Raw genomic sequence first — 11,746 nt, forward strand, 5'->3', positions numbered from 1 at the left:
CGAGATGAGAAGCGGCGACGTGCACGGCGACGTGACCGTCGAAGAGGTCGAGCTCGACGTGGAACTGGCCGGGGACGAGACATCCATCGCCTCGCCCGACGTCGCCGAGTACGCACTCTGGCTCGGCGACGACGCCCTCATCCTCGCCCAGCAGCTGGGCGCCTGGATCATGCGCGCCCCCGAGCTCGAAGAGGACGTGGCGCTCGCGAACATCGCGCTCGATCAGCTCGGGCACGCGCGCAGTCTGCTGCGCTACGCGGGCACCGCCGACGGCCGCACCGAGGACGACCTCGCCTACTGGCGCGACGAGCCCTCCTTCCGCTGCGCGTGGCTGTTCGCGCAGCCGAACGGCGACTTCGCGCAGACGATCGCCCGTCAGCTGGTCGCCGCGACGTACCAGTTCGCGCTGTACCGGTCGCTCGCCGGATCGATGGATGCCACGCTCGCCGCCGTCGCCGCGAAGGCCGTGAAAGAGGTCGACTACCACCGCGACCACGCCGTGCATTGGACGCTGCGCCTGGTCGGCGGCACCGACGAGTCGCGGCGCCACATGATCCGCGCGATCGGCGAGATGTGGCCGTACGTCGACGAGCTGTTCCGCGACGAGCCGCTCATCGACCGGCTCGAGGGCATCGCGGTGCGGCCGTCGAGTCTGCGTCCGGCCTTCGACGAGGTGATCGCCTCCGTGTTCGCCGAGGCCGGGCTCGACGTGCCCGAGGGCTTCGTGTCGTCGGGGGGCGGTCGGCACGGGCAGCACTTCTCGACGCTCGGGCATCTGCTCGCCGAGATGCAGGTGCTCGCCCGGCAGCACCCGGGGGCGACATGGTGAGGGCTCGGGCGTCCCACGCGCGGGAGGTCGCGGCATCCGTCTGCGACCCCGAGGTCCCCGTGCTCACGATCGCCGACCTCGGCGTGCTGCGCGACGTCGTCGTCGACGGCGACCGCGTGACCGTCACGATCACGCCCACATACTCCGGATGCCCCGCCGTCGACGCCATCCGCGACGACATCGTGCTCGCCCTCACCGACGCCGGGTTCCACGACATCGAGGTGACGCTGACCTTGTCGCCCGCGTGGACGACGGACTGGATGACGGATGCCGGGAGGCGCAAGCTCTCGGCGTACGGCATCGCCCCGCCGACCGGGCGTGCGGCGGTCGGGCCGATCAGACTCGCGCTCGCCGTGAAGTGCCCGCGCTGCGGGTCGCTCGACACCCGCGAGGTCACGCGCTTCGGTTCGACCGCGTGCAAGGCGCTGCACGAGTGCCGCGCATGCCTGGAGCCCTTCGACCACTTCAAGGTGCACTGACATGCACCGCTCCGAAGACGAGGCGATCGCCGAGGGGCTGCTGGCGAGCGCGGTCGGGGGCGCCGCCGGCTTGCGCCGGCGCGCACGGTTCCACACGCTGAGCGTCGCCGAGATCCGCCCGCTCACCGACGACGCGATCGAGGTCACCTTCACCGTCCCGGCAGAGCTCGCCGGGGAGTACGACTACCTCGCGGGCCAGCACGTGGCGCTGCGCGCCCACGTCGATGGGCACGAGCTGCGCCGGTCGTACTCCCTGTGCCGCGTGCCCGAGCCGCAGACGATCAGCGTCGCGATCAAGCGGGATGCCGGGGGCCGCTTCTCGACGTGGGCGCACACCGAACTGCAGCCCGGTGATGAGATCGACGTGATGAGCCCGCAGGGCACGTTCACCTCGGCCCTGGCAGAGCTCGACGGTGCCCATGTCGTCGGCATCGCCGCCGGGTCGGGCATCACACCCCTGATGGCACTGGCCGCGACCGTGCTCGGGCGGTCGCAGACATCCAGGTTCACCCTCGTCTACACGAATCGTTCCACGACCGACGTGATGTTCGTCGAAGAGCTCGCCGACCTGAAGGACCGCTACCCGACCCGGCTCGCCCTGCACCATGTGCTCACACGCGAGCAACGCACGGCACCACTGCTGTCGGGCCGCCTCGATGAAGACCGGCTGCGGCGCATCCTCGAGGCGCTCGTGCTGCCCGACACCGTGGACGAGTGGTTCCTATGCGGGCCGATGGATCTCGTGCAGCGCTGCCGCGATGTGCTCGCCGATGTCGGGGTCGACCGTGAGCACGTGCGCTATGAGCTGTTCACGACCGACCGCGACCGGTCCGAGCCGCCGCCGCTGCCGGCCGCCGTGGCCGAACGCGACACCGCGTACCGCCTCGACCTCACACTCGACGGACAGTCGTCGATGGTCGAGAGCCCTGCGGGGGCGCACGAGTCGATCCTCACCGCCGCGCTGCGTGTGCGCCCCGACACGCCGTTCGCGTGCGCCGGGGGCGTGTGCGGCACGTGCCGGGCGAAGCTCGTCGACGGCAAGGTCACCATGGTCGAGAACTACGCCCTCGAGCCCGACGAGCTCGAACGCGGGTACGTGCTCACCTGCCAGTCCCACCCGACGACCGACCGCGTCATCGTGGACTACGACGGCTGAACGAGCTACGACGGCACGGCTGACACAGGGAAGGACGAAGTCCATGATCCGAACCGAGATCGCCGACGGCATCGCCGAGGTCGTGCTCGACGCACCCGAGAAGCTCAACGCGCTGAACCGGGAGGCGCTCGCAGAGCTCTCTGACGCGTACCGCGACGCCGAGGCGGCCGGCGTTCGTGCCTTGCTGCTGCGCGGCGAAGGCCGCGCGTTCTGTGCGGGGCGCGATATCGTCGGCGTCGACCCCGCCACCGACGACGTGCCCGGGTACCTCGGCGACCTCGAGGCGCTGCTGCGTCGCATGGCCGCGTTCCGCGCTCCGACCTTCGCCGCCGTGCAGGGGGCGTGCCTCGGCGTCGGGCTCGGGCTCGCCATCGCGACCGACGTGGTGTACGTCGCCGACGATGCGAAGGTGGGCTCCCCGTTCGCGGGGCTCGGGGCGCTGCTCGACTCGGGCGGGCACGCGCTGCTGAACGAGCGGCTCGGGGCGCACCGCACGCTCGACCTCGTCTACACCGGCGAGCTGATGTCGGGCGGCGAGGCCGTGGCATCCGGTCTGTTCAGTCGCTCCGTGCCCCGCGACGACCTCGACGCGTTCACTCGCGAGCGGGTCGCCAGGGCGGCGCAGGGCCCGACGCAGGCGTTCGTCGCGTCCAAGCGCATCATCGCGGATCTGCGCGACGAGGCGCTGTGGGCGACCGTGGCCGCCGAGTCGGCCGGGCAGGAGTCGCTGCGCGCCACCGCCGACTACCGCGAGGGCTTCGCCGCGTTCCAGCAGAAGCGCAGCCCGCGGTTCACAGGGCGATAGCGCACGAACCAGGCGCACCCTCCGGTCATCGCGCGTTCCTCGCTGCCAGGCAGATCGGTGGCGACAATGCTCACGTCATCCCAGGAACGTTCACAGGCTACGCGAGACATCCGACGGCCGCCGGATGCGGGAGACTGGATGCCGCAGCCCCGACCCGGAAGGCCCCATGACCGACAGTTACACCGTCGCCACCGATGGCGCATGCAAGGGGAATCCCGGCCCGACCGGGTGGGCGTGGGTCGGCGAGGACGGCCACTGGGCGGCCGGATCGCGGCCTGAGGGTACGAACAACATCGGCGAGCTGCTCGGGCTGCTCGCCGCGCTGCGCGACCACGCGCATGTGCACGATCTGGTGGTCCAGGCCGACTCGAAGTACGCGATCGACACGTACGAGAAGTGGATGGACGGTCACGCCCGGCGCGGCTGGCGCACCGCGGCGAAGCAGCCGGTGAAGAACCGCGAGATCCTCGAGCAGCTGATGGCCGCGCGCGATGCGCGCCGCGCGTCGGGCCTGCCGGATGCGGTGCTCGAGCACGTGCGCGGGCACCGCGGGCACGTGCTGAACGAGTGGGCGGATGAGCGCGCGGTGCGCGCGTCGACCCACGCGGCGAAGGGCGTCGCGAGCGCCTGGTCGTCGCACGCCGGTCAGGACCGGCTCGACGTCTCGGCCGCGCCGAAGAAGTAGGACACGTCAGCTGTTCACGCGGATGATCTCCTGCTGGTACGGCGCGATCACGGTGTCGGAGATGCGTACATCGAGCAGCAGGAACGGACGGGATGCCGCGGGCTCGGCCGCCCACGATGCAAGCCGTTCCAGATCGTCGAGGGTGCGCACGACGACCCCCTCGGCACCCACCGAGCGGCCGAGCCCGGCGAAGTCCACCTCGGGAATGAGCATCGGCCCGGGGGCGAGACCCTTCAGTCCGTACAGGTTCACCTCGGCCCCGTAGGCGCCGTCGTTCCACACCACGGTCAGGCCGCGCCCGCCGGCGACCCGCACCGCCGACTCGAGATCGGCGAGCGCCATCAGCCCGCCGCCGTCACCGGTGCTCAGCACGATCGTCGACTCGGGCCTCGCCGCCGCCGCGCCCGGCACCGAGGGGAACCCGAGACCGATCGACTGATAGGTGGTGCCGACCATCATCATGCGGTCGGGCGACGCGACCGGCCAGTACATGTTCGCCCAGCCGATGAAGTGCCCGCCGTCCGAGACGACGACACGGTCGCGGGTCGACGCGTGGGCTTCCAGCGTCTCGCCGATGCGCGCGGCGACCGTCCGCGGATCGAGCCTGCCGTCGGGGGCGACGCCCTCGCCGGGCTCCCTCGTGCGCAGTGCCGCGAGATCGAGCGACTCGCGCCAGCCACTGGGCGCGGCCTCCTGCGCACGCAGCGCGTCGACGAGCGACTCGGCGACCACCCGGGCGTCACCGCGGATGAACCCGCCGACATGCGGGTGGGTCGCTGCGGGCGAGACATCCACCTGCACGATCCGGGTGCCGGGCGCGAACAGCTCACCGAAGCGCATCGTGAACTGGTTCAGCGACGCGCCGAACACCACCGCGACGTCGGCGTCGCGCACGAGCTGCATCGCGCCCTCGGCGCCGAAGCCGCCCGTGACGCCGAGATCGAACTCGGTGCGCGGGAAGATGCCGCGCCCGAGCGCCGTCGAGGCCGTGACCGCCCCGGTCGCGTCGGCGAGCGTGCCCAGCGCGGCGCCGGCGTCCGCCGCCCACGCGCCGCGACCGGCCAGCAGGAAGGGACGTCTCGCGGCAGCGAGGGTACGCGCGAGGTCGGCGACGGCTCCGGCGCCGAACGCGCCGTTCGGCGCGAGCGGCGCGGGCAACGCCGGCTGCGGCGCCTCCGGCACGGGGCCCGCGTCGAGCTGCGCGACGTCGTAGGGGATCGCCAGCACGGTGGGCACACGGTAGGCGAGAGCGTGCTCGATCGCGATGACGGTGGTGGCCGCGGCATCCGCTCGTCCCACAGTGTACGTGCGCGCGCCGACCGCCGACGCGAGCGCGATCTGATCCACATCCCACGGACGCGACCCCGACGTGGGCTCGTCGCCCACCACGAGCACGAGCGGGACGTGCGCCTGCACCGCCTCGGCCAGTGCGGTGAGCGTGTTCGTGAAGCCCGCCCCGTAGGTCGCGGTCGCGGCGGCGATGCGGCCGGACGCCCGGTGGAACGCATCGGCGGCGACGACGGCGCCGGCCTCGTGCCGCATGGCCGTGTAGACCGTGGATGTCTCGCGTTCGATGGCGTCGAGGAAGTAGGCGTTGCCGTTGCCCATCACGCCGAACACCTGGTCGATGTGGGCGGCGAGGGTGACGGCGACGTGGGCGGAGACGCTGGGCATGGCTGAGCCTTTCGAGACGAGACGGTGTGCGATTCCGTATGTGTCTCGCGCGCCGCGGTCGCCGCGGTGGCTGCGTGCCCTTTTTCCGAGCACCGACGGCGACGCCGCCGGACAGGTCGATTATACGGGCGGTGCGTGTCGGAGCAGGGCGGCATCATTGGGGCATGGGTTCTGAGGGGTTGCAGTCGTATCGGCTGCGGTCGCACCGGCTGAGCGCGCCAACGACGGTCCGGCCGGGGTGCGGGACTTCGCGATCGTTACACGGCGTTCGTCACGGGGTGAGTTCCGCGTGGTGGTCGAGGAAGGCGTACACTTCGCCGTCGTCGACCCCCGGGAACGCGCCGCGCGGCAGCGGAGAGAACATCTGCATGTGCACGCGCGCGCTGGGCCACGCCTTGCCCTCCCAGCGAGCGGTCAGGGCGGCGTCGGGGCGCCGGCAGCACGCGTCGTCCGGGCACGTCGATGACGCGCGCTTGGGCGTCTCGCGCCCACGGAACCACTTCGCGTCGTCGAACGGCACGCCGACGGTGATCGAGAACTCGCCGGCGGCGGTGGTGCCCGTCTGCGTCGCACACCAGAACGTTCCCGACGGGGTGTCGGTGTACTGGTAGTGCTCGGTCGTGCGGTTCTGCTCTTCGAAAGCCGACCGGGCCGAGAAGTGCCGGCAGACGATCTGGCCCTCGACGGAGCCGGTGACATCCATCGGCAGCGGCAGATCGTCGTTCTCGTACACGCGGTTGATCGCACCGTTGCCGTCGACGCGCAGGAAGTGCAGCGGGATGTCGAGGTGCGTCGTGACGAGGTTCGTCATGCGCATGCCGGCCGCCTCGTGGGTGACGCCGAACGCGTCACGGAAGTCCTCCACGGCGAGGTTGCGGTCCTTCTTGGCCTGCTGCAGGAACGCGACCGATGCCGTCTCGGGCATGAGGCAGCACGCCGCGTAGTAGTTGATCTCGAGGCGCTGCTGCAGGAAGTCGGCGTAGTCGCTGGGCGGTGTGTGCCCGAGCAGCCGGTGCGCCATCGCCTGCAGCGCCATCGACCGCAGGCCGTGGCCGCCGGGGATCGATGCCGGCGGCAGGTAGATGCGCCCGTTGTCGAGGTCGGTGACCGAGCGCGCCGAGTGCGGCAGGTCGTTCACGTAGATGAGCTCGAAGCCCAGCTGCTCGGCCATGATGCTGACGGTGCGGTGCGTCAGTGCGCCCGACACGTGTCCGGCTGCCCGCAGCTGCTTCTCGGCGAGCTTCTCGATGTCGGGCAGATAGTTGTTCTTTTCGCGCATGGCCAGGCGCAGCTCGGTGTTCGCGCGGCGCGCCTCTTCGGGCGTCGCGATCGCCTCGCGCTCGCGACGCTGCAACTCGTTGTGCAGCCCCAGGATCGACTCGAGCGTCTCATCCGACAAGCCCTTGGACACGCGCACCGGTGCGACCCCCAGCCGGCGGAACACGGTGCTCGACTGCGCACGCTCCAGTTCGATCTCCAGCGCCGCTCGGCGATTGGGCGGTTCGGCGGACAGCAGATCGGTGACGTCGGTGCCGGTCGCCTCGGCGATCGCCCGCAGCAGCGAGAGCTTCGGCTCGCGTTTGCCGTTCTCGATGAGGCTCAGCTGGCTGCCGGCCACGCCGACCTTGGCGCCGAGCTCGTCGAGGGTCAGCCCGTTACGCAGCCGGTGATGACGGATGCGGTGGCCCAGAGTGTTCAGTTTCAAGGACGTGCTCGCCATTCCTTGATCATAGCGAAAGAATCACTGTTCTTTAGGCCACGCTTCGCGGTAAAAGCATGGAACATCGCGCGATGGTAGAGGAACACACCTCATCCGCACCCGCGGCACATGAAGGAGCGACATGGCCTTGGCAGAGACCTACACCAGCCCCGCGACGGCAGCGATCCCCACTCCGGCGCGCGAGTATGGTGCGCGCCCGTCCGCCGAAGGCCCCGGCATGGCCGCACTCACCGCGTGGGTCGACGAGATCGCCGCACTCACCCAGCCCGAGCGCGTGCACTGGGTCGGCGGCTCGCGTGCCGAGAACGAGCAGCTGATGCGCCAGCTCGTCGAGGAGGGCAAGCTCATCAAGCTCAACCCCGAGTGGCGCCCCGGGTCGTACCTGGCGCGCTCGCACCCCGCCGACGTCGCCCGCACCGAGGCTCGCACGTTCATCGCCTCGGCCCGCGAGGAGGACGCCGGTCCCACGAACAACTGGGCCGATCCGGCCGAGATGATGCCGAAGATGACCGAGATCTTCGCCGGCTCGATGCGCGGCCGCACCATGTACGTCGTGCCGTTCTCGATGGGCGCCGTCGGCGGCCCGCTGTCGCACATCGGCGTGCAGGTGACCGACAGCGCCTACGCGGTCGCCTCGATCGGCATCATGACCCGCGTCGGCGACGCCGTCACCGAGCTCATCGCGCAGGGCTCGCCGTGGGTCAAGACGGTGCACTCCGTCGGCGCACCGCTGGCGCCCGGCGAGCAGGATGTCGAGTGGCCGTACAACGACGACAAGTACATCGTGCACTTCCCCGACACCCTCGAGGTGTGGTCGTACGGCTCGGGATACGGCGGCAACGCGATCCTGGCCAAGAAGTGCTTCGCGCTGCGCATCGCTTCGGTCATCGGCAAGAACGAGGGATGGCTCGCCGAGCACATGCTGCTCATCCGCCTCATCTCGCCCGAGGGCAGGAAGTACCACATCGCGGCCGCGTTCCCGTCGGCCTGCGGCAAGACGAACCTGGCGATGCTGCGCCCGACCGTCCCCGGCTGGCGGGTGGAGACCCTGGGCGACGACATCGCGTGGCTGCGCCCCGGCGAGGACGGGCGGCTGTGGGCGATCAACCCCGAGGCCGGCTTCTTCGGCGTCGCGCCCGGCACCGGCGAGTCGACGAACGTCACGGCTGTCGAGACGCTGTGGGGCAACACGATCTTCACCAACGTCGCGCTGCGCCCCGACGGCGACGTGTGGTGGGAGGGCCTGACCGACGAGCCGCCGGCCGAGCTCATCGACTGGCAGGGCAACCCGTGGACACCGGCCTCGGGCCGTCCCGCCGCGCACCCGAACTCGCGCTTCACCGTCGCCGCGGCCCAGTGCCCGCAGATCGCCGACGACTGGGACGCCCCGCAGGGCGTGCCACTCGACGCGATCCTGTTCGGCGGACGACGCGCCACCAACGTGCCGCTCGTGGTCGAGGCCACCGACTGGGCGCACGGCGTCTTCCTCGGCTCGACGATCTCGTCCGAGCGCACGGCGGCGGCCGAGGGCACCGTCGGCGAGCTGCGCCGCGACCCGTTCGCCATGCTCCCGTTCTGCGGCTACAACATGGCCGACTACTTCGGCCACTGGCTGACGGTGGGGCAGAAGCTCCGCTTCGACCGCGCCCCGCGCATCTTCCAGGTCAACTGGTTCCGCAAGGGCGCCGACGGCCGGTTCCTGTGGCCGGGCTTCGGCGACAACTCGAGGGTGCTCGAGTGGATCGTGCGTCGCATCGAGGGTGAGGTCACTGCGCAGCAGAGCCCGATCGGGCGCCTGCCGCACACCGCCGACCTCAACCTCGACGGGCTGTCGGTGACCGACGAAGACCTCGCCGAGCTCTTCGCGATCGACCCGGCGAGCTGGGCGCAGGAGGCCGACCTCACGCAGGAGTTCTTCGACGGGTTCGGCGACCGCATCCCGGCACCGCTGCAGGCCGAGCTCGAAGCCCTGCGCTACCGACTGAACGCCGCCACCGCCTGAACGCTCACACGAGCAGCTGATGCCGCGCGAGCTCGCGGTACAGCGGCGTCGAGTCGAGCAGCTGCTCGTGCGTGCCCTGCCCGGCCACCCGGCCGTGGTCGAGCACCACGATGTGGTCGCTGTCGACGACCGTCGACAGTCGGTGCGCGATCACGATGAGCGTGCGCCCCTGTGCGACGGCGTCGATCGCCTCGCGCATGCGCTGCTCGTTGAGCCCGTCGAGCGACGAGGTCGACTCGTCGAGCAGCAGCACGGGGGGAGCGGCCAGCAGAGTGCGTGCGATGGCGAGCCGCTGACGCTCGCCGCCCGACAGCATGACCCCGCTCTCGCCGACCTGGGCCTCGGTGCCCAGCGGCGACCGTTCGATCACCTCGGTCAGGTTGACCTCGTGCAGCACCCGCTCGCAGTCGGCGTCGGTGGCGTCGGGGGCGGCGAGGCGCAGGTTGTCGGCGATCGTGCCGGCGAGCGTCGGGGCGTCCTGCTCGACGTAGCCGAGCCGTGCGCGCAGCGCCCGCCGGTCGAGGGTGCGGATGTCAGACCCGTCGAGCAGGATCGACCCGCCCGTGGGGTCGTAGAACCGCTCGATGAGCGCGAGCGTCGTGCTCTTTCCGGCACCCGACGGGCCGACCAGCGCGACGCGCGCGCCGCGCGGCACGGTGAACGAGACGCCGCGCAGCACCTCGCCGTCGGCGGGCGCCGAGCCGGAGGCATCCATCTGCTCGTCCACCAGGTCGATTGACGATGTGTCCACATGCGCGCTCTCGAGCAGGTGCAGCGCCTCGGTCTCGGCGGTGCGCCGCGCCGCGACGACGGCCTCGGGGTAGCGGAAGCGCACGTCGCGGAACTCGATCGCGGGCGTGGATGCGTCTGCCGTGGCCGGTGCTCCCGTGGGGGTGTCGTTCTGCGTCTCGGTCGGCAGGTCGAGCACCTCCTGGATGCGCCCGAGCGCGCCGAGTGCCTGGTTGACCGAGGTGATCGCACCGAAGAAGGTCGCCAGCGGGGCGACCAGCAAAAACAGGAACATCACGAACGTCACGAGCCCGGCGATCGAGAGGGCATCGGATGCCACGCGCAGCCCGCCCACGCCGAGCACCACCAACAGCGACACCTGCAGGGCGATGCCGGCCACCGGCACCACGAGGGCCGAGACCTTCGCGATGCGCACGCCCACGTCGTAGGCCTGTGCGGCGACGTCGGTGATCGCCGCCTGCTCGCGGTCTTCGGCGCCCGAGGCGCGCACTGTGCGGATCGAGCCGATCGCCCGCTCCACGCCCGACGCGAGTTCGCCCACCTTCTGCTGCTGCCGCTGGGTCTGTCGGCGGATGCGGCCACTCAGCACGCCGACCACGGCCACCGACGCACCGAGCACGCCGACGATGAGCAGCAGCAGGATCGGGTCGATGATCGCCATCGCGATGATCGCGCCGAGGAAGATCAGCGCGTTGCCCACCGCGTCGGCGAGCCCCTGCGTGAGCACGGCGTACAGCAGCGTCGTGTCGGTGCCGACGCGTGAGACGAGGTCGCCGGTGCGGCGCGCGTCGAACTCGGAGATCGGCAGATGCAGAATGCGCGCGATGAGCTTGCGGCGGCTGGAGTACACGACGGCGGTGCCGGTGCGCTGCAGCAGGTAGTGCTGGTAGCCGGAGATGATGGATGCGGCCACCACCAGCCCGACGATCGCCCAGACGAGCAGGCCCAGACCCTGGTTCTCCTGCACGCGGGCGATGACGTCGCCGACCACGAGCGGCTGCGCGAGCGTCGCGACGGCGCCGACGATGCTGAGCAGTGCGACGACAACGAGCACCTTCTTGTGCTCGAACAGGAAGGGCAGCAGCTGCGTCAGGCTCGCGCGGGGTCCGTCGTCCTTGGCGAGTCGGCGGCGGCGGCGCGGTGCGGTCGTGGTGGCCATGACATCCATCTTCGCCGTTCCTGAACCCCTGCGGCGACGAGCTCGTCGAGCCGCGAGCGGCGCTTGCCGCCGTTCGCCGAGCCCGTGAAGCAGACCTTCGCGACATCCGGGTTCTGGATCAGCCCGGCCATGTTCGCGTCGGCCCCGCTGATCACGTTGAGCACGCCGGCGGGCAGCTTCTCGGCGACGCGCTGCACGACCCGGGTCAGCGCCGGGGGAGTGGTCGGCGGCACCTTCACGATCACGGTGTTCCGGCCAGCAGTGCATGCGGCAGCGAGGCGCCGAGGATCGCGATGGGCCAGTTGAACGGCACGATGATCGTCACCGTGCCCGGCGGCTGGTACGAGACGTCGGTCGACACCGGGATTTTCCCCGGCACCACCGGCAGCGTATGCGACGAGTCGACCTCGTCGGCGAGCATGAGGGCGCGGTTCCAGCGGATCTCGAAGACCAGCGCGTCACCCACGCCTACGACCCCCGGCTTGCC

Annotated in this window: 9 protein-coding genes and 1 pseudogene; 6 read left to right on the top strand and 4 right to left on the bottom strand. The window is 70.9% G+C overall.

The genetic code is table 11. From position 1 onward, the window contains the following. Positions 1-4: 4 nt before the first annotated feature. From paaC to ACK5IN_RS07490, 5 genes are all read left to right on the top strand, one after another. Complete coding sequence (gene paaC / locus ACK5IN_RS07470; protein WP_416895566.1) at positions 5-829, top strand: 1,2-phenylacetyl-CoA epoxidase subunit PaaC; 825 nt, start codon at positions 5-7, stop codon at positions 827-829. Further along, complete coding sequence (gene paaD / locus ACK5IN_RS07475) at positions 823-1,308, top strand: 1,2-phenylacetyl-CoA epoxidase subunit PaaD (RefSeq protein ID WP_416895567.1); 486 nt, start codon at positions 823-825, stop codon at positions 1,306-1,308. Before paaC ends, paaD begins: the two co-directional genes overlap by 7 nt. Before the next feature lies 1 nt (position 1,309). After that, complete coding sequence (gene paaE / locus ACK5IN_RS07480) at positions 1,310-2,464, top strand: 1,2-phenylacetyl-CoA epoxidase subunit PaaE (RefSeq protein WP_416895568.1); 1,155 nt, start codon at positions 1,310-1,312, stop codon at positions 2,462-2,464. 43 nt (positions 2,465-2,507) lie between these two features. Continuing rightward, complete coding sequence (locus ACK5IN_RS07485; protein ID WP_416895569.1) at positions 2,508-3,269, top strand: enoyl-CoA hydratase/isomerase family protein; 762 nt, start codon at positions 2,508-2,510, stop codon at positions 3,267-3,269. A 166-nt stretch (positions 3,270-3,435) separates the two neighbouring features. Beyond that, the gene (locus ACK5IN_RS07490) at positions 3,436-3,954 is read left to right on the top strand and encodes a ribonuclease H family protein (RefSeq protein WP_416895570.1); all 519 of its coding nucleotides are present in this window, start codon (positions 3,436-3,438) and stop codon (positions 3,952-3,954) included. Between the two features lie 6 nt (positions 3,955-3,960). Here ACK5IN_RS07490 and ACK5IN_RS07495 read toward each other — a convergent pair whose 3' ends face one another. Both ACK5IN_RS07495 and ACK5IN_RS07500 read right to left on the bottom strand, forming a co-directional pair. Beyond that, positions 3,961-5,628: a thiamine pyrophosphate-binding protein gene (locus ACK5IN_RS07495; protein WP_416895571.1), complete on the bottom strand. Its 1,668-nt coding sequence runs from the start codon at positions 5,626-5,628 to the stop codon at positions 3,961-3,963. A 271-nt stretch (positions 5,629-5,899) separates the two neighbouring features. Continuing rightward, the gene (locus ACK5IN_RS07500; RefSeq protein ID WP_416895572.1) at positions 5,900-7,348 is read right to left on the bottom strand and encodes a helix-turn-helix domain-containing protein; all 1,449 of its coding nucleotides are present in this window, start codon (positions 7,346-7,348) and stop codon (positions 5,900-5,902) included. Positions 7,349-7,469: 121 nt separating this feature from the next. Between ACK5IN_RS07500 and ACK5IN_RS07505 the strand changes: the two genes are divergently transcribed. After that, on the top strand, positions 7,470-9,350 hold the full coding sequence (locus ACK5IN_RS07505) for a phosphoenolpyruvate carboxykinase (GTP) (RefSeq protein ID WP_416895573.1): 1,881 nt from the start codon (positions 7,470-7,472) through the stop codon (positions 9,348-9,350). 4 nt (positions 9,351-9,354) lie between these two features. Here ACK5IN_RS07505 and ACK5IN_RS07510 read toward each other — a convergent pair whose 3' ends face one another. Both ACK5IN_RS07510 and ACK5IN_RS07515 read right to left on the bottom strand, forming a co-directional pair. Next, entirely contained in the window at positions 9,355-11,259 is a 1,905-nt protein-coding gene (locus ACK5IN_RS07510; protein ID WP_416895574.1) for an ABC transporter ATP-binding protein, read from the bottom strand. Continuing rightward, positions 11,190-11,680: pseudogene (locus tag ACK5IN_RS07515) on the bottom strand (aldehyde dehydrogenase family protein). Before ACK5IN_RS07515 ends, ACK5IN_RS07510 begins: the two are co-directional and overlap by 70 nt. Between the last annotated feature and the right edge of the window lie 66 nt (positions 11,681-11,746).

The sequence above is a fragment of the Microbacterium sp. genome (assembly GCF_047971895.1).
GTDB lineage: Bacteria > Actinomycetota > Actinomycetes > Actinomycetales > Microbacteriaceae > Microbacterium.